This is a genomic window from Aeromonas sp. QDB31 (assembly GCF_027707605.1).
Taxonomy (GTDB): domain Bacteria; phylum Pseudomonadota; class Gammaproteobacteria; order Enterobacterales; family Aeromonadaceae; genus Aeromonas; species Aeromonas media.
Genome location: NZ_JAPCIX010000006.1, coordinates 131612 through 148879 on the forward strand (window position 1 = coordinate 131612; position 17268 = coordinate 148879).

Below are 17268 nucleotides of genomic sequence, written 5' to 3' on the forward strand. Positions count from 1 at the left end.
CCACACCTCCTACAACCAACATGGCCTTGTCGAGAATCATCTTCACCGGCGCTCCGGCTTTTGCGCGCCTCATGCCACGCCCCCCAACTGAACCTGTTGCTGATGCAGGGGGAAGGACAGGGTAAAACAGGTGCCCTCGCCAGGGACCGAGGCCACGCTTACCTCTCCCTGATGGGCTCGTACCACCGACTGCACCACCGCAAGACCGAGGCCCGTGCCTTGGGATCGGGTGGTAAAGAAGGGTTCGAAGATCTGGTTGAGCAGGGAGGGGGCCATCCCCTTGCCGTTGTCGATGACCCGCATCTCCACCCGGTTGCCGCTGCGCACAGCGCTCACCAGGAGCGAATCGGCGCCGGCCTGCCGGGCGTTGGCTATGAGGTTGTTGATGGCCCCCGCCAGGGCACTGCTGTTGGCAAGCAGACAGAGATCGGGCTCAGGGGCCTCCAGATGCAAGGCGCAGCCCTGCTGCTGGCAGAAGGCTTCGGCCCCCGCCTGCACTTCCGCCAGCAAGCCCTGCACCGAGAGGGGCGCCACCACCTGGTTGTCGCCATTGCGGGCAAACAGCAGGATGTCGTTGATCTGCTTCTCGAGATCCTGCAGGCGCGCCATCAATTTTTGCTGGAACTGGCTGCGGGATTCAGGCTTGAGGGTGCGGTTGGCCAGGTTGGCCGCATAGAGCATGGCGGCGGAGAGCGGGGTGCGGATCTGGTGCGCCAGGGAAGCCGCCATGTTGCCAAGGGCGGAGAGACGCTTCATGTGGTTGACCCTGTCCTGCAACTGGCGGGTCTCGGTCAAGTCGGTAATGAACACCAGTTGGCCGGGCTGATCCGGCAGCGGCTGGGTCGACAGCTGAACCCGGCGACCGTCTCGCAAGGAGATCTCGTGACCGTCATCCTCACGGGGTTCGAAGCAGCGGGCAATGATCTGGCGCCAGGAGAGGCCTTCCAGTGGCTCTCCCAGCAGCGCCAGGGCGGCAGGGTTTGCACGGGTGATCAGCCCCTCGCCATCGAGCAGCAGCACGCCGGTCGGCAGCGCCGTGAAAATGGCGTAAAGCTGACTCACTTCATGTGACTGGAGGGGGGCATCCTGCTGCAAGATTGTCATAAAGCTGACCTCAAACTGGCGATTGAGTCAGCTTATTCAATTTCCATGCCATCAAAATAGACGTTATTTATCAATGTATTGGGTCAATGCGTCAAAGCATTGACCTCAATTGTCCTTGCTCATGCCGTACTTCTTCATCTTCTCCACCAGGGTGGTGCGGCGCATGCTGAGCAGGTCGGCGGCGCGGGCCACCACCCCGTCCTGGGACTCCAGGGCCTGGCGGATCAGCTCCACCTCGAGGTCGGCAAGCATCTCCTTGAGGTTGACCCCTTCCTGGGGCAACTGCATGGGCAGGGGCATGGCTATGCCGGGATCCAGCTCTGGTGGGGACTGGAACACGGCAGCCAGGGCGTCCCGCTCGTCCATCTCGGTGAGCCGTTCATCTCGTGGCTCGCAGGGCAGCAGGCGATAGCGGCCGGGCAGATCCGCCACATCGACGATCTGGTTCGGATAGAGGATGAGCAGGCGCTCGATGAGGTTGGACAGCTCGCGCACGTTGCCGGGCCAGGCGTACTGCATCAGGGACTCCATGGCGCGCTGGGTCAGACGGATGATCCCCTTGTGCTGTTCGGCATGGCGATTGAGCAGCTCCTGCAGCAGCAGCGGAATGTCGTCGGCCCGATCCCGCAGGGGGGGTGTCTCGATGGGGAACACATTGAGGCGGTAGTAGAGATCTTCGCGAAATGCCTGGGTGCGGATCATGGCTTCCAGATCCCGGTGGGTCGCCGCGATCACCCGCACATCTGCCTGGACGGCCTTGCCGCCTCCGACCCGGTCGAACTGGCGCTCCTGCAGCACCCGCAGCAACTTGACCTGCATCGGCAGCGGCATATCGCCGATTTCGTCGAGGAAGAGGGTGCCCCCCTGGGCCAGTTCGAAGCGGCCGCGCCGGGCGGCAATGGCACCGGTGAAGGCCCCCTTCTCGTGACCGAACAGCTCGCTCTCGAGCAGCTCCGCCGGAATGGCGCCGCAGTTGATGGGCACGAAGGGGCCCGCGCTTCGGGCGGACAGCTCGTGGATGGCGCGAGCCACCACCTCCTTGCCGGTTCCGGACTCACCGAGGATCAGTACGTTGGCGTCGGTCTCGGCCACCTGGCCGATAAGACGGCGCACCTCCTGGATGCCCCTCCCCTTGCCCACCAGCAGGCGCAGCAGGGTCTGACCCTTGTCGTGGGTCTGATGACGGGGATGCAGGGAGATGAAGGCCTGGCAGAAGTGCAGATGACGGGTGAGGGACTCATAGGTAAAGGGCGCCTCGGCCACCCCGATGAAGTTGCTGCAACCATGGCTCGCCGGCATCAGGGAGAGGAAGGGCAGACGAGGATGGGCGGCAAGCAGCTCACTCAGGGCGCGCTCGCGCAGTTCCCCGGCCAGAATCCCCTGCAAGGGCCCGGCAGTCTCGATGGCCACATCGAGATCGCTCTCAACCACCTCCTGCCAGGGGATCCCCATGAAGGAGAGCACAGTCCCCAGTTGCTGGCGCCGCACATCATCGGCATCAACAAGCAGCACACCCATAGCCATCCTATCCATATTTTCACACCTGACGCCAAATTATTGTTTTTTAAGTGCTTATTAAAACCAATTTCGCACTGTGTCATAAGGGGGACAAAGTGCCAAAATTCTGGCGGATTGTCAAAACTTGTCGCATCCTCCCGGACCCTGGCGGGACGGGGATCACGCTTCCAGCCAGATTGAGTATCGGATGAAAACCAGCGAAGGGGAAAAAATGACGCCGACATGGCGCGGCGTCAGAGGAGGGATCAGTGTTTCACGCTCTCCTGGGGAGCGGCATAGCGGCACTCGGGAAACCGGCTGCAGGCGAGGAACAGGCGACCGGCATGGGGACCCTTTCGTGCTTCCCGTGCCACCAGAGGCGCGGCACAGCGGGGGCAATGAGGGATCGTCTCCCGGGGCTCCTCCTCATCCGGATCGAGGAAGGGATTCTCCTCCATCAACGCGGGCATTGCCTCTTCGGCCCGGGGGGGCGGCACCTGGGGCTCCCTGGCAGCCCCCGGGTGTGACGTGCCCAGATCGACACCATCGAGCAGCAGCGGGCTGAAGGTCGGTTCGCGGCGCTCGCCGGGCAGCAGGTCATCCACCGGCGCCGTCGTTCTCGCCAGCAGGGGCAGCAGTTGCTCCCGCAACTCGTCGACCTGGTAGTGGCTGCTGGCCGGGATCTGCAACAGCGGCAGGCCGGCGCCATCGCAGGCCGCCTTCAGGAAGAGATCCCGCGACTTGCGCTTCTGGTGGCGGTGCCCCTCGTCATCCAGCTCCACGGCACACAGGAAAGAGAGATCCGCCGGGTGGCAGAGCAGAAAATCGAAGTGCTTCTCCCCTATCTTGCCGAGCGCCTGCTGGCGCTTGCCCTTGCCAAGGTGCGCCTCGGGCGTCAATACATAGGAGGCTCGTACCTTGGCAAAGACACGGGCCTTGTCCCCCACCGCCTGATCCAGCACCCCGAAGAAGGTGCGCTCGGCTGGGCTCATCAAGGTTTCCTGCAGATCATAGGGCTCGGCCTTGCCCTCTTTCTCCCTGCGCCAGACGATCACCAGCAGGAGCAACCCCAGCAACACGGCTCCTGATACGACAAGGCTATTCATACACGCACATCCCGTTTACAAGACAAATTCAGTTCACACCAAAGGAAGGGGCACACTCTACCACGGGGAAAGCGACTCAGGCAGCGCAGAAATCAAGCCCGTCCCGGCATTCGCGTTTTTTCACTGAATTTGCGCAAGGCGGGCTTCATATGGCCTGTCACAGCAGGCACAATGCTAGAGCCCATGGACGTTCTGGCGCGCACCCCGTCGCCGCCAGGCGTCAACGGACCCCACGCAGCCCCATTCAAGGAGAGCAGGATGCAAAAGCAATTGGTCGTCACCGTGATCGGCGCAGACAAACCCGGGATCGTCGAGAGCCTGGCCGATACCATCACCCGGCAGCAGGGTAACTGGCTGGCCAGCTCCATGAGCGAGCTGGCGGGGCAATTTGCCGGCATTTTGCACGTCGCCGTGCCTGACGAGCATTACCGCAGCCTGTGCGAGGCCCTGGTGATGCTGCCTGGCCTCACCGTGAGCTTCGCCGAAGGGCAGCTGAGCCCGCAACCGGCCCATCAGGTGATGCTCAGCGTCACCGGCAACGACAGACCGGGCATCGTCCACGAAGTGGCCAGCATCCTGCGCCAGCTCAACATCAACGTCGCCGACCTCACCACAGGTTGCGAACCTGCGCCCCACTCAGGCGCCCCTCTCTTCTATGCCCACGCCCTGGTGGCCCTGCCGCCGCAGCTCGAACTGGACGATCTCGTCACGGCCCTGGAGTCCCTCTCCGACGACCTCGTCGTCGACATCGATCAGGATCTGAGCGAATAGTGTCGCCTGTCATAAATTTGTCATGGTTTGACGCCATAACTTCCGCGCAGACGCAACCAGAGCAAAGAGGCACCAGATGAGCACCGACAAGCAGTATGAAGAGAAAGAGCTTAGCTGGCTCTCATTCAATGAACGGGTGTTGCAAGAGGCGATGGACAAGACGGTCCCCCTCATCGAGCGGGTCCGTTTCCTCGGAATTTTCTCCTCCAATCAGGACGAGTTCTTCAAGGTACGGGTGTCGGACGTCAAGCGCCGCATCCTCATCAACGAAGTCCACGGCGGCGACGACGAGGCCAAGGTGCTGCTGCGCGCCATCCAGCAGAAGGTGATGGCGCTCGGCGAGGCGTTCGACAACACCTACAAGGAGCTGCTGATCGCGCTGGCCCGCCACAACATCTTCCTGGTGAACGAAAGCCAGCTCTCCGAGTCCATCCAGCAGTGGCTGCGGATCTTCTTCCGGGAAAAGGTGCTGCGCCACATCATCCCCATCCTCCTCAACAAGGAGGTCAACCCGGTCAAGTTCCTGAAAGACGAGCACACCTATCTCGCCATCGAAATGAAGAAGAACGGCCAGGTGATCCAGTACGCCCTGGTGGAAGTGCCCACCGACGATCTGCCCCGCTTCTTCCAGCTACCGCCGGAGGGCACCCGTCGCAAGAAGCAGATCATCATCCTGGACAACGTTATCCGCTTCTGTCTGGACGAGATCTTCAAGGGCTTCTTCGACTACGACGAGATTGCCGCCTACGCGGTCAAGCTGACCCGGGATGCCGAATATGACCTCTCCGACCAGCTGGACCTCAGCCTGGTGGACAAGATGAGTGACGGCTTGAAACAGCGCCTCACTGCCATGCCGGTGCGCTTCGTCTACGAGCGGGAGATGCCGGCGGCCATGATAAGCTTCTTGAAGCTCAAGCTGCAGATCAGCTCCTACGACGCCATCATGCCCGGTGGGCGCTATCACAACTTCAAGGATTTCATCGGCTTCCCCAATGTGGGCCGGGATTATCTGGAAAACCCCAAGCTGCCGGCACTGGACTGCCGCGACTTTGACGGCTTCGTCAACGCCTTCGACGCCATCGCCAAGCAGGACATCCTGCTCTACTACCCGTACCACAAGTTCCACCACTTCACCGAGCTGGTGCGCCAGGCGGCCTTCGACCCGGCGGTCAGCGCCATTCGCATCAACATCTACCGGGTGGCCAAGAAGTCGCGGATCATCCACTCCCTCATCGACGCCGCCAACAACGGCAAGAAGGTGACCGTGGTGGTGGAGCTGCGCGCACGCTTCGACGAGGCGGCCAACATCGACTGGGCCAACATCCTGACCGACGCAGGCGTCAAGGTGGTGTTCGGGGTGCCCAGCCTCAAGATCCACTCCAAGCTCTGCCTCATCACCCGCCACGAGAACGGCGAGGCGGTGCGCTACGCCCATATCGGGACCGGCAACTTCAACGAGAAGACCGCCAAGATCTACACCGACTTCTCCCTGCTGACCCGCCATCCGGACATCACCGCCGAGGTGGAGAGCGTGTTCGAGTACATCGAGTACCCGTACCGGCGCTACAAGTTCAACCACCTGCTGGTCTCCCCCATCAACAGCCGCCGCCAGCTCTATCGCCTCATCGACAACGAGCTGGCCAACGCCAAGGCGGGGCAACCCAGCGGCATCACCCTCAAGATCAACAACCTGGTGGACAGAGACCTCATCAACCGGCTCTATGCCGCCGGCCAGGCCGGGGTGCCCATCCAGATGATCATCCGGGGCATGTGCGCCCTGCGCCCGGGGGTGCCGGGTCTGAGCGACAACATCCGGGTCATCAGCATCATCGACCGTTTCCTCGAACATCCGCGGGTGATGGTGTTCCACAACAAGGGCAATCCCCAGCTCTATATCTCCAGTGCCGACTGGATGAGCCGCAACATCGACGGTCGCATCGAGGTGGGCACCCCCATCTATGACGAGCGGCTCAAGCAGCGCATCCTCGACATTCTCGAGCTACAACTGAGTGATACCTGCAAGGCGCGGGTGATCGATGCCGACCAGAAGAACGAATACGTGAAGCGGGGCAACCGCCGCAAGGTCCGTTCCCAGGTGGCGATTTACGACTACCTCAAACGCATAGAGTCAAACCATGGACAATAGTCTGTACGCCGCTGTCGACCTGGGCTCGAACAGCTTCCACATGGTCATCGCCCGCCTCACCGAGGGGCGGATGCAGATCATCGATCGCATCAAGGAGCGAGTGCGCCTCGCCGAAGGGATGGACGGTCAGCGCCGCATGTCCCCGGAGGCCATGGCGCGCGGGCTGGACTGCCTCGCCCTGTTCGCCGAGCGGCTCACCAACATCAAGCCGGATCAGATCCGCATCGCCGGCACCTACACATTGCGCCGCGCCAGCAACGCCCGCGACTTCGTGCGCGAGGCAGCCAAGGTGCTCAACCACCCCATCGAGATCATCAGCGGCCAGGAAGAGGCCCGCCTCATCTATCAGGGGGTCGCCCATACCCAGCACATCGAGGGCCAGGTGCTGGTGGTGGACATCGGCGGCGGCAGCACCGAGCTCATCATCGGCGAAGGGTTTGAGCACAAGGCGCTCACCAGCCGCAAGATGGGCTGCGTTAGCTTCACCCAGAGCTTCTTTGGCAACGGCAAGCTCGGCGAGAAGGCCTTCAACGCCGCCGTGTTGGAAGCCCAGCATCAGCTCGCCCCCATCATCAACCAGTACCGCAAGCTGGGCTGGCAGAGCTGCCTCGGCAGCTCGGGCTCCATCCGCACCGTGCGCGACGTGTTGCAGGGGGAAGAGTGGACCGATGGTGCCATCACCCTGGCGGGACTGGAGCGGCTGAAAGAAGAGATGCTCAAGCACAAGCGGGTCGATCAGCTCAAACTGGCGGGCCTCACCGAGGAGCGTCAGGGGGTCTTTGCCGCCGCGGTGGCCATCCTGCTCGGGCTATTCACCTCCCTGCCCATCGAGCGGATGGAGTACTCCGACGGCGCCCTGCGCGAAGGGTTGCTCTACGAGTTCGAGGAGCGCCTGCAGCATCACGACATTCGCGAACGTACCGCGCTTGCACTCAGCACTCACTATCGCATCGACAAGCGCCAGGCCACCCGGGTAGAGAGCAGCGTCCTCTCCCTGTTCGACGCCCTGTGCGGCCCCTGGGAGATGCCGGAAGAGCCCTATCGCGCCATCCTCGGCTGGGCGGCGCGGCTGCACGAGATCGGCCTTGCCATCAACTACAGCGGCATCCACAAACACTCCGCCTATATCTTGCAAAACACCGATCTGCCCGGCTTCAACCAGGACGATCAGGCCCTGCTGGCGGCCCTGGTGCGCTTTCACCGCAAGGGGCTCAAGCTCTCCGAGCTGCCGGCCCTGCCCAACCACGACGAGCAGACGGTGCTGCGCTGCATCCGCATCCTGCGCCTCGCGGTGGCGGCCCACCACAGGCGTCAGGACAACCTGCTGCCCGAGTGGAACGTGCAGGCCGCCGGGGATCAGCTGGTGGTCACCCTGCCCCTGGACTGGTGCGACGAGAACAAGTTGCTGATGCAGAACCTGGAAAAGGAGCACCGCTACTGCCACGAGCAGGGCTGGCCCCTGCTGTTCCAGCTCGGGTGATCCGCCCCTCTGTGCAAAAAGGCAGCCGATGGCTGCCTTTTTTGTCTCTTGTGCTTTCCTACTGCAGATCCGGCAGGATCAGCTTGGCTATCTCGAAGTAGATGATGAGGCCGGTACCGTCCACCAGGGTAGCGATGAAGGGGGCGGAGACCACCGCCGGGTCGATGCGAAAGCGACGCAGCACCATGGGGATCACCGAGGCGACAGTGGCGCTCCAGAGCACGTTGACATCCTCCCCCACCTTAGCGCTTCGCGTCACAGGAGGGGGATTCCCATTACTGGGTGATAGCTGCTCGCGCAGTACCGGGTTCCTGCTTCATCGGGCGGCCTGATTGCACCACGCCTCCACAGGCTAAAACGGCGTGTCCCGCCGCTAAAATATTGCGAGCGCCGTTCACATCGGCGTTCGCCTCATAACCACACGCAGCGCATTTAAACTGGCTTTGCGTCTGGCGGTTATCCTTCGCAGTATGCCCACAACAGGCGCACTGCTGGCTCGTGTAGGCCGGGTTTATCGCCAACACCTGACCGCCTCGCCATGCCTGCTTATATTCGAGCTGGCGGCGCAGCTCAAACCAGCCCTGATCTAATATCGAACGATTCAGCCCTGATTTTGCCCGGACGTTGCGCCCCGGCTGGCTGGTCGTGCCCGCTGCTGATTTTGACATGCTGGCAACCTTCAAATCCTCAATGACGATCATCGCGTGGTTTTTGCTGATAGTCGTTGTGACCTTGTGAAGGTAATCGCGGCGGGTATTGGCGATATGTGAGTGCAGCCGCTGGATCTTGGCTTTTTGTTTCTTCCAGTTGCTGCTGAACTTTACCTTTTTGCTCAACTGGCGTTGGAGCCTTGCCAGCTTGGTCTGATTGGTTTTGAAGCTGTTGACGGGCTCAAACACCGTGCCGTCTGACAGGGTTGCGAGCTTGGCGATCCCCGCATCTAGCCCGACCATTGAGCCGGAGGGGTGAATTGGCTCAAGCGTCTCCTGCTCGACCTGAAAGGAGATATACCAGTGCCCGGCTGCTTGGCTGACGGTCGCGTTTTTAATTTTCCCTTCAACTGGCTGGGACTGACGGAACTTGACCCACGCCAGCCCGGCAGGCAGCTTCACTCGACCCTTTTCAAGGCGGCAATACTTGTCGAAGTTGACGAACCGGATCGCGTCGCGGTTGTCGCTTTTTTTCTTGAATACGGGTGCCTTGGCGGCGAGTTTCTTATCAAAGCAGCGCATCCACGCGCCATGCAAATCCTTGAGCTTCTGCTGGAGGTTGTCGGTATATGCCTCGGCCAGAAAGGCCATTTCTGGGTCTTTCTTCCAACTGGTGAGCATCCTGTTCAGCTCAAAGGCAGAAGGCAGTTTTTCGCCAGCATCCAGAATGCGTTTGGTTTCTGCCAGCCCGTGATTCCAGACATAACGAGCACAACCGCCCAACTGGCGCAGGCGTTGCGCTTGTTGTTCGGTCGGTTCGAGTCGGAATTTGTAGGCTTTCAGAATTTGCATTTAGCGCTCAGTGTGTAGCATTATTGCCATATCTATTAAGCCCGATTGAGTGACAGAATGCAATTCACTAAAATTAATAAATCACGCCATGCGGCCTACGCTTTGCACGTACATTTGGTGTTTATCACCAAGTATCGAAAGCCGATATTGGGGGATCTTCATCACGCTTCCTTCGGTCAGTGTGCGGCAGAGGTTTGCAGAGATTTTGGTGCGGAACTGAAAGAGTGTGACGGAGAGGCTGATCATGTTCACATGCTGATAGAGTACGCGCCAACGGTGCAGCTGTCGGTACTGGTGAACTCGTTAAAGGCGGTCACATCAAGGCGACTGCGTAATGAATTTCTGGACTTGAGAGGTGCTTACAGCAAACCCGTACTCTGGTCACGCTCTTACTTTGCGGGCTCTTGCGGCGGAGCACCGTTGGAGGTGATCAAGCAATACATTCAAAACCAGCGGGGCTGACGCCCCGGCGAAATTCCCCTCCCACCTACGTCGGAGGGAGTCCCCTTTCGCATTTAAGATGGCGACGATGGTCAGGGTCACCACCATGCCGATCTCGGGCCCCACCCCCAGGCTCCAGGCCCGCACCCAGGCCGCCAGCGCGATGGCGGCCGAGATGAGCAGACCGGTGGAGATCTCCTTTTTCAGCACGGTGCCGAGGTTTTTCAGGCTCACCTCCCCCACCGCCATGGCACGCACTATGGTGGTGGTGATCTGGGTACCGCTGTTGCCACCGGTACCGATGAGGAGCGGGATGAAGAAGGCCAGGGCGATGGCTGCCTCCAGCTGCTCTTCAAAGGCCCGCAGCACGGTGCCTGTGTAGGCTTCCGCCACGAACAGGATCAGCAGCCAGCCCACCCGCTTGCGCCACAACTGCCAGGGGGTGGCCTGCAGATAGGGGGTATCCAGCGGTGAGGAGCCCCCTTGCAGCTCCGCATCCTCGGTGGACTCCAGCTCCAGAATGTCGGCGGCATCGTCCACGTGGAAGACCCCCACCAGACGACCCTGATCTTCCACCGGCAGGAGCGAGAGGTCGCGGTCAATGAGCAGGCGGGCCGCCAGCTCCTGATCCGCACGGGCGTTGATGCGCACTGCCTCCCCCTCCATCAGCTCCCCTACCGGCAGCAGAGGATCGGCGATCAGCAGCGACTTGAGGGAGACGCTGCCAAGCAGGCGCTGCTCGCCGTCAACCACATAGAGATGACCGAACAGCCTGGCCTGATCCCAGGCCCCGTGGATCAGCTGCTTGGCGCTTTCCACCGTCGCATCGGCCTCCACTGCCAGGTATTCGTGGCGCATGTTGGCCCCCACCGACTCGTTCGGCCAGGCCAGCAGGGACTGGAAGGCTTTGCGGGTGGGGTCTGGTAGCCGGGCGAGCAGGGTCTTGCGATCGTGCTCGTCGAGCCTGCGCAGGATGGCCAGCAGGTCCCGACGGGCCAGGGTGCCCTGCAGTATCCCCACGATGCTGCCATGCAGCCTGAGCAGCAGATGGCCGGCACACTCCGCCGGGAGGGAGGCGAGCAAGGACGCCCCTTCCGGCATGGAGAGGGTATCGAAGATGCAGTTGAGCTCTTCCGGGCGCAGGGTCAGAAGCTGATCGGCACGGGCCACCGGATCCAGGTTGTGCGCCAGCCAGTTGCGCAGGGCAACCGGGTCGAGCAGTTGATGACGATTGAGCAGGGTGTGTGTTTTCTTCATCACAGATGTCCTCATGTGATTTCAGGCGAACCTGAACGCCTCCGGCACCTGGCCGGATGCAACGGCAAGAAAACAGCAATTTGATTGACGAGTAACAGGCAGGAAATGACGCCGTCCGGCGTGTTTTCATCCCCACGTACCAGCTTTAGCACTGCATAACGTATCCGGCATGCCGGAAGCCACTTGGGTTGACACCTTAATCCGATGAAAACTGTCCTGATCTTGGGCGTCTCTGGACGTCGTGAGATCAGTGGCCTGTGTTTATGCAGGAGCCTCGCCTAACGAGATGCTGCGAACATTGATTGCACGGCGCTACCGTGCGGGCGGCATCATCTGCCCAGGCGCAGGTCGAGTCAAGGCAAACGGGCCCCTGGCAACGGGTTGTTACAAATTGGCCGGACGGCGGGCCCTTCATGAAACGAGGCTCCCCCGTGCGTGGCACGGGGGAGCCTGCGGTCAACGGACGAACGTCAGCGGATATAGTCGAATAGGGTCAGCTTGCTTATCTTGCTGAAGGCTAGCTGGGAGGCGCTCATGGCTGCATCCTCCTTGGAGAGGGCCGCGATCACCTCGTACATGTCCGCCTCGGACACCTTGGCCCGCGCCTGCTGGTTCAGGGTGCTGAGTCCATCGTTGGAACTCATCACCTGCTCCAGGCTGTTCATCCTTCCCCCCAGCTCCCCCAGTCCCCGGTCTATCTTGGTTCTGGCGTTGCTCATGTGGGTGGTGGCATCGGAGACCGCCAGCTGGAAATCGCTCTCGGACAGGGTCGGATCACGCATGGCGGAGATGAAATCGGACATGCCATTGAGGATGTTGTCGTTTTTCGGGGTATCCAGCACGAAGTTCTGGGTCGCCGACCCCGCAGGGAGGTCGAGGGTGAGCGCCAGGCCGTTGAAGGGGATCTTGTTGCCCGCCACATAGTCGCCGCTTTGCAGCAGGGTGCCACCGCTGTCACGGATCTCGTAGGTGTCCGGCGGCCCGGCCAGGGTGCTGACCGCATATTGGTTGCTCGGCAGGGAAGAGTCATAGTTGTTGCGATAGAAGCTCTCGAAGTTCCCCTGATCCGCCACCGACACCTGGATGTTGCCACTAGCGGCGCTGGCAGTGCGCCGGGTCGCCACTATCTCGAACAGATCGAAACCGGAGTCGTTGGCCGGGATCTGCACCGTGGGTGAGACCTGGATGTTGCGCTGCCCCGTGTCCCCCTGGAACACATAGTTGCCACTGGCATCCTTGACGAAGGGCTGGGTCTTGCTCTGATTGCCGCCGAAGATGTACTCCCCCTGGGAGTTCTTGCTGTTCATCAGGTCGAACATCTGCTTTTGCAGCCCCTCCAGCTCGCTCGCGATGGCGCTGCGCTCCTCGGAGCCCATGGCGGAGTTGTTCGCCTTCTGGATCAGGGTCTGGGCACTGAGCATGGCGCTGTTGAGGGAGGTCAGCACCGTCTCCTCGTGGCCCAGGCTGTTCTCCAGCAGGCTGCCGTTGACGCCGTACTGCTTGAAGAGATCGATCTCCTTGGTCAGCGCCATCTTCTGGCTCATGCCGGCCGGGTCCTCCCCGGAGCGGGAGAATTTATCCCCCGTCATCAACTGGTTGTAGGCGGTGTTCTGGCGCTCGCTCACCTTGCTCATGGAGGCAAGGTTGCGGTCATAGATCATGTTGGTGGTGATGCGCATGACTTACCTCACGGAGGAGAGCAGGGTGTCGAAGATGGTCTTGGCGGTGTTCACTATCTGGGCCGAGGCCGCATAGGACTGCTGGAAGCGGATGAGGTTGGCCGCCTCCTCCTCCAGATTGACGCCGGAGACACTCTCGAAGATGGCGGTACTCTGGGTCAGCTTCGCCTCGTTGGCCTGCAGCAGGGTCTTGGCCTGGCTGGTCTTGTTGCCAATGCCGCTCACCAGACCCGAGTAGGCATCGTTGAAGGTCATCTTGTCGTTGCTGGTGGCGGCGTTGTTGTTCTTGCGCACCAGCTCCTTGTTCTGCAGCTCCGCCAGCGCCAGGCCGTTGGCGTTGTCCGCAAAGCCGTCCTTGTTGTAGCTGAGCGTGAAGCTGTCGCTGGCCTCCACCTTGCCGGTGATGCTGAACTCATAGCCCGGGCTCTGGGTCGGATCGGCGTAGACCTTGGGCCCCCCCAGGGGGCTCTCGAGGGCGGCCATCAGGTTCTGTCCCTTGCTGGAGGCGGGGGCGACACCCAGCAGGTTGTTGTTCTTGTCATAGACCTCGTAGTTGCCGCTGCCGTCGATCTTGATGACCTGGGGGGCACTCGGGTCCAAAGTGTTGGTGCCAAAACCCGAGCCCGTGCCGGTGTTGTAGACACCGCCCAGCGCTATCTCGCCCGAGCCCAGGTTCTGGGATCCCTTGTCCGCCTTCAGGGGGGAAGCCAGCGCGATATCTTCAGGACGGGTGATCGCCTGCTCCAGGTTGGCAGCCGCATTCCGGGTGGGTTGCAACAAGATCTTGTCACCTGCCGCCGGTGTGCCGGAGAGATCGATTTCGATGCCGTGGCCCGTCACTTCGAAGGTGGCTGGCGGCGTGGTCCCCGTGGCGAGCGAGGTACGCTGCCCGCTGCCGTCGATGGCGAACACCTCGTAACCGGTGGCGCTGTTGAACCGCACCTCGTAGTCGAAGGTGGTGACCTCGCTCCCCTTGCCGGGAACGAAGTTGACGCTGGCCGCCCCGTTGCCCTGGTTGCTGGCGTAGGGCAACCCCTGGCTTCCTTTGAGGGTGAAGAGATCCCCCCCAAGCTCGTTGTCGAGATCCATCCCCAACCGGTTCTGCTGGTTCATGGCATCCCCCAAGGCGACGGCCATCTGCCCCAGCTCCCGCTTGGCGGGCTCCAGATCCCGACGCGCGGTGAAGAGGCCACCGATGGCACCGCCAATATCCTGGTCGTTGATGCTGGCCTGGTTCTTGCCCAGGGTCAGCTGCAGGGAAGGCTCACGGGAATCCGGGTCCCCCGGCACCACCTTGAACTGGGCCACGCCGCCATCGAGCACCAGGGAGTGCCCTGTGCTCATGTTGACCAGCATGCTGCCGTTGGGCTGGGTCACGGTGCGGATCTCCATCTTCTCGGAGAGCTGGCGAATGGCCTCATCACGCTGATCGAACAGCATCAGGTTCTCTTCAGGGGAGCCCTGGGTGCGGACGATGGACTGGTTCAGATCGTTGATGCTGTTCAGCAGGCTGTTCACCCTGTCCGTCTCGTCCCCTATGGTGGCGTTAATGGTATCGGACTGCTTGTCGAGCTGGGCGGAGAGGGTGTGGAATCTGTCCACCATACCGCTCAGTTCACTCAGGGTCGTCTGGCGCCCTCCGATCTCGGACGGTGACTCGTTGGCGGTGTGGAAAGCCTTGAAGTAGGAGGTGATGGTGGACCCCACACTGTTGCTGGCATCACCGAGCAGGCTGTCGAGCTGGAACAGTTGATCGTAGCGGGTGTTGGCGGCGTTATAAGCGGACGTATCCCGGCGCACCTCAGCCTGGGCGTAGGCGTTGATGACCCGCTCGCTCACCATGTCGCCCGTGCCCAATCCGACGGAATTGGTGTAGATCAGGGTGCGTTCACGTACATAGCCCTGGCTGTTGACGTTCACTATGTTGTTGCTGGTGGTCTGCAGCAGCCGCTGCTGGGCCAACACACCCGAAGTCCCGATTCCAAGCAGATCGCTTGCCATAGCTTACAGCTCCATCTCTGTGTTCCTGGTCGCAGTGTTGCCGGATGACGAGTAGCCGGCGATGGCATCACTGCGCAATACCTGTTTCAGTTTGCTGGCGTACTGGGGATCGGTGGCATAACCGGCCTGCTGCAGCGCCTCGAAGTAGCGATCCGGGCTGTCCACTTTGGCCAGCGCGCCCTTGTAGCGGGTCCCCGAGGTCAGGAAGTCCACATAGTCGTTGAAGCTCTCTTCAAACGATTCGTAGGAGCGAAACGCCGCCTTCTGCCGCGACGCCACTCCTTGCTCGTACTCCAGGGTGCTAACCACGGCCCTGGGTCCTTCCCAGCGCGGATCCGCCTTGATGCCGAACAAGTTGTGGCTCATCTGCCCCTCCCCGTCCTTGATCACCCGCTTGCCCCAGCCACTCTCAAGGGCGGCCTGGGCCACCAGTACCGCCGGGCTCAGCCCCAGCTTGTCCGCCGCCTTCTTGGCCAGCGGCATCAGGCGCTCGACGAACTCTTCCGGACTGTCAAACACCTTGGCGCTCCCGTCCAGGGCCGATGCCCGCGGGCTGCTGCCCATGGGTGGCACGGTGCGATGGGGGCGTCTGGGCAGAGTCAACGGAGGCTCGGCCCCATTCACCCCTCCCTTCATCTCGCTCTTCATTTCGTTATCAGCAAAATCTTTGCCAACTTTGGAGGCTGCGATCAGATCGTTGGAGGCGCTGGGGGGTTGATAGGGTTTGTAGACCCGCTCGGTGCGCTGGGGCAACTTGAGGACCCGGCCGTCATTGTGGGTAAAGGTCTTCTCGGGGGAGAACTGTTTGGCCACCATCTCGGCGATGCCAAGGCCCCCCTTGCTCGACATGTCCGCGACTCGCTGCTCATCCAGCATCCCCTCGTAGAACTGGGTGTAACTGCTGTTCATCGGGTTGTCTTCGGTCAGCACCGAGTTGGCCTGGCGCATCCCCTTGAACAGGGTCTGGGTGAAGATGGACTCGAACTGGCGGGCAGCCGCCATCAGTGCCTCTTGCTTCCCTTCCTTGCTCAGGCTCATCTGGCGCAGCTTGTCCAGGTTCTGAACGTCCTGCACCATGCCAAGATTGATACCGCTCTGGGTGTCGAACTCTGCCATAACCTACCTCTTTGCCGCCCGTGGCAACCGCTTGCCGCTCAAGAAATTACAAAATGACCAGTTGACCCTGGATCGCACCCGCCTGCTGCAGGGCCTCCAGGATCGCCATCAGATCGCCGGGGGCGACCCCCACCTGATTCACCGCCCGCACCAGATCGTCCAGGGTCGCGCCGGTGTCGAGCTTGAACATACGTCCCGGCTCCTGCTGCACGTTGATGGTGGAGTTGTTGGTGACGGCCGTCTGCCCGCCGGCCAGCGGATTGGGCTGGGAGACCTGCTGGTTCTCGGCGATGGTGACCGTCAGTCCCCCATGGCTGATGGCGGCTGGCCGCAACTTGACCTCGCTGCCAATGACGATGGTGCCGGTGCGCGAGTTGACGATGATCTTGGCGGACTCGGTGGCCGGATCCACTTCCAGATTTTCGATGGTGGCGAGGTAAGAGACTCGCTGACTCGGATCCCGCGGCGCGAACACCTTGATCGAGGTCGCGTCCAGCGCCTGGGCCGTGTTCGGGCCCACCAGATCGTTGACCACGTCGGCTACCCGCCGGGCAGTGGTAAAATCTGGCCGGTTCAGGTTGAAGGTGATGGTATCCCCCTGGGCGAAGGAGTTCGGCACCTCACGCTCCACGGTCGCCCCGTTGGCGATGCGCCCCACGGTCGGGGTATTGACCACCACCTTGGAGCCATCCGCCCCCTCGGCCCCGAGACCACCGACCACCAGGCTGCCCTGGGCCACCGCATAGACGCGGCCGTCCAGCCCCTTGAGGAAGGTCTGGAGCAGGGTGCCGCCGCGCAGGCTCTTCGCCTCGCCGATGGCGGAGACGGTGACGTCTATGGTCTGACCCGGCTTGGAGAAGGGGGGCAGATCGGCGTGGATGGCGACCGGCGCCACGTCCTTGATCTTGGGCTTGATGTTGTCCGGCACCTTGATGCCGAAGTTGTTGAGCATGGTCCTGAAGGTCTGCTCGGTGAAGGCGTTGTTCTTCTCACCCGTGCCGGGCAGGCCCACCACCAGACCGTAGCCGATCAACTGGTTGCTGCGCACCCCTTCTACCGAGCTGAGATCCTTGATGCGGGAGGCGTGCGCCAGCCCGAACGGCAAGATACAGCACAGCAGGCCGAGCAAACGGAGTCGGTTCATGACATCTCCTGACTAAACCATCCT

13 protein-coding genes, 1 pseudogene and 1 riboswitch are annotated in these 17268 nt (G+C 61.6%); of the genes and pseudogenes, 4 read left to right on the forward strand and 10 right to left on the reverse strand.

Features of this window, described 5'->3' with window-relative positions; all coding sequences use genetic code 11:
* Window positions 1-69: 69 nt before the first annotated feature.
* The 3 genes from PG898_RS08680 to PG898_RS08690 form a co-directional block, all read right to left on the reverse strand.
* Window positions 70-1104 (reverse strand): sensor histidine kinase, encoded by a 1035-nt coding sequence (locus tag PG898_RS08680; RefSeq protein ID WP_010675278.1) that lies wholly within the window; start codon window positions 1102-1104, stop codon window positions 70-72.
* Between the two features lie 105 nt (window positions 1105-1209).
* A complete protein-coding gene (locus tag PG898_RS08685) occupies window positions 1210-2628 on the reverse strand; it encodes a sigma-54 dependent transcriptional regulator (protein ID WP_041213159.1) in 1419 nt (472 codons plus the stop codon).
* Between the two features lie 239 nt (window positions 2629-2867).
* Window positions 2868-3707, reverse strand: a complete 840-nt coding sequence (locus tag PG898_RS08690) for a DUF2726 domain-containing protein (protein ID WP_043128823.1) — start codon at window positions 3705-3707, stop codon at window positions 2868-2870.
* A gap of 258 nt (window positions 3708-3965) precedes the next feature.
* Here PG898_RS08690 and PG898_RS08695 point away from each other — a divergent pair, with 258 nt between their 5' ends.
* The 3 genes from PG898_RS08695 (at window position 3966) to ppx (ending at window position 8104) form a co-directional block, all read left to right on the forward strand.
* Complete coding sequence (locus tag PG898_RS08695) at window positions 3966-4478, forward strand: glycine cleavage system protein R (protein ID WP_010675281.1); 513 nt, start codon at window positions 3966-3968, stop codon at window positions 4476-4478.
* 76 nt (window positions 4479-4554) lie between these two features.
* Window positions 4555-6624: a polyphosphate kinase 1 gene (gene ppk1 / locus PG898_RS08700; protein ID WP_010675282.1), complete on the forward strand. Its 2070-nt coding sequence runs from the start codon at window positions 4555-4557 to the stop codon at window positions 6622-6624.
* The gene (gene ppx / locus PG898_RS08705; RefSeq protein ID WP_043128825.1) at window positions 6614-8104 is read left to right on the forward strand and encodes an exopolyphosphatase; all 1491 of its coding nucleotides are present in this window, start codon (window positions 6614-6616) and stop codon (window positions 8102-8104) included. Before ppk1 ends, ppx begins: the two co-directional genes overlap by 11 nt.
* 58 nt (window positions 8105-8162) lie before the next feature.
* Here ppx and PG898_RS08710 read toward each other — a convergent pair.
* Together PG898_RS08710 and PG898_RS08715 are read right to left on the reverse strand one after the other, a co-directional pair.
* Window positions 8163-8327 (reverse strand): annotated as a pseudogene (locus PG898_RS08710) (magnesium transporter); the annotation flags it as partial.
* Window positions 8328-8379: 52 nt separating this feature from the next.
* Window positions 8380-9606 carry an RNA-guided endonuclease InsQ/TnpB family protein gene (locus PG898_RS08715; RefSeq protein ID WP_021141234.1) on the reverse strand — a complete coding sequence of 409 codons (1227 nt, stop codon included), beginning with the start codon at window positions 9604-9606 and terminating at the stop codon, window positions 8380-8382.
* Window positions 9607-9663: 57 nt separating this feature from the next.
* Here PG898_RS08715 and tnpA point away from each other — a divergent pair, with 57 nt between their 5' ends.
* Complete coding sequence (gene tnpA, locus PG898_RS08720; protein WP_021141233.1) at window positions 9664-10068, forward strand: IS200/IS605-like element ISAs26 family transposase; 405 nt, start codon at window positions 9664-9666, stop codon at window positions 10066-10068.
* Here tnpA and PG898_RS08725 read toward each other — a convergent pair.
* The 5 genes from PG898_RS08725 to PG898_RS08745 all read right to left on the reverse strand — a co-directional run bounded on the left by PG898_RS08725 (window position 9988) and on the right by PG898_RS08745 (window position 17244).
* The gene (locus tag PG898_RS08725) at window positions 9988-11304 is read right to left on the reverse strand and encodes a magnesium transporter (RefSeq protein WP_113070035.1); all 1317 of its coding nucleotides are present in this window, start codon (window positions 11302-11304) and stop codon (window positions 9988-9990) included. The genes tnpA and PG898_RS08725 overlap by 81 nt on opposite strands.
* Window positions 11305-11427: 123 nt before the next feature.
* Window positions 11428-11597, reverse strand: a riboswitch (M-box (ykoK) riboswitch).
* Between the two features lie 177 nt (window positions 11598-11774).
* A complete protein-coding gene (gene flgL / locus PG898_RS08730; protein WP_005329788.1) occupies window positions 11775-12983 on the reverse strand; it encodes a flagellar hook-associated protein FlgL in 1209 nt (402 codons plus the stop codon).
* 3 nt (window positions 12984-12986) lie between these two features.
* Window positions 12987-14984, reverse strand: a complete 1998-nt coding sequence (locus PG898_RS08735; RefSeq protein ID WP_270823767.1) for a FlgK family flagellar hook-associated protein — start codon at window positions 14982-14984, stop codon at window positions 12987-12989.
* A 3-nt stretch (window positions 14985-14987) separates the two neighbouring features.
* Window positions 14988-16100 (reverse strand): flagellar assembly peptidoglycan hydrolase FlgJ, encoded by a 1113-nt coding sequence (gene flgJ / locus PG898_RS08740; protein WP_005329786.1) that lies wholly within the window; start codon window positions 16098-16100, stop codon window positions 14988-14990.
* A gap of 46 nt (window positions 16101-16146) precedes the next feature.
* On the reverse strand, window positions 16147-17244 hold the full coding sequence (locus tag PG898_RS08745) for a flagellar basal body P-ring protein FlgI (protein WP_041206051.1): 1098 nt from the start codon (window positions 17242-17244) through the stop codon (window positions 16147-16149).
* Window positions 17245-17268 lie beyond the last annotated feature (24 nt).

Excerpts from the sequence above, each read along its gene's own strand:
- PG898_RS08680 (WP_010675278.1), bottom strand. The coding sequence starts at position 1,104 with ATGACAATCTTGCAGCAGGATGCCCCCCTCCAGTCACATGAAGTGAGT.
- PG898_RS08685 (WP_041213159.1), bottom strand. The coding sequence starts at position 2,628 with ATGGCTATGGGTGTGCTGCTTGTTGATGCCGATGATGTGCGGCGCCAG.
- PG898_RS08690 (WP_043128823.1), bottom strand. The coding sequence starts at position 3,707 with ATGAATAGCCTTGTCGTATCAGGAGCCGTGTTGCTGGGGTTGCTCCTG.
- PG898_RS08695 (WP_010675281.1), top strand. The coding sequence starts at position 3,966 with ATGCAAAAGCAATTGGTCGTCACCGTGATCGGCGCAGACAAACCCGGG.
- ppk1 (WP_010675282.1), top strand. The coding sequence starts at position 4,555 with ATGAGCACCGACAAGCAGTATGAAGAGAAAGAGCTTAGCTGGCTCTCA.
- ppx (WP_043128825.1), top strand. The coding sequence starts at position 6,614 with ATGGACAATAGTCTGTACGCCGCTGTCGACCTGGGCTCGAACAGCTTC.
- PG898_RS08715 (WP_021141234.1), bottom strand. The coding sequence starts at position 9,606 with ATGCAAATTCTGAAAGCCTACAAATTCCGACTCGAACCGACCGAACAA.
- tnpA (WP_021141233.1), top strand. The coding sequence starts at position 9,664 with ATGCAATTCACTAAAATTAATAAATCACGCCATGCGGCCTACGCTTTG.
- PG898_RS08725 (WP_113070035.1), bottom strand. The coding sequence starts at position 11,304 with ATGAAGAAAACACACACCCTGCTCAATCGTCATCAACTGCTCGACCCG.
- flgL (WP_005329788.1), bottom strand. The coding sequence starts at position 12,983 with ATGCGCATCACCACCAACATGATCTATGACCGCAACCTTGCCTCCATG.
- PG898_RS08735 (WP_270823767.1), bottom strand. The coding sequence starts at position 14,984 with ATGGCAAGCGATCTGCTTGGAATCGGGACTTCGGGTGTGTTGGCCCAG.
- flgJ (WP_005329786.1), bottom strand. The coding sequence starts at position 16,100 with ATGGCAGAGTTCGACACCCAGAGCGGTATCAATCTTGGCATGGTGCAG.
- PG898_RS08745 (WP_041206051.1), bottom strand. The coding sequence starts at position 17,244 with ATGAACCGACTCCGTTTGCTCGGCCTGCTGTGCTGTATCTTGCCGTTC.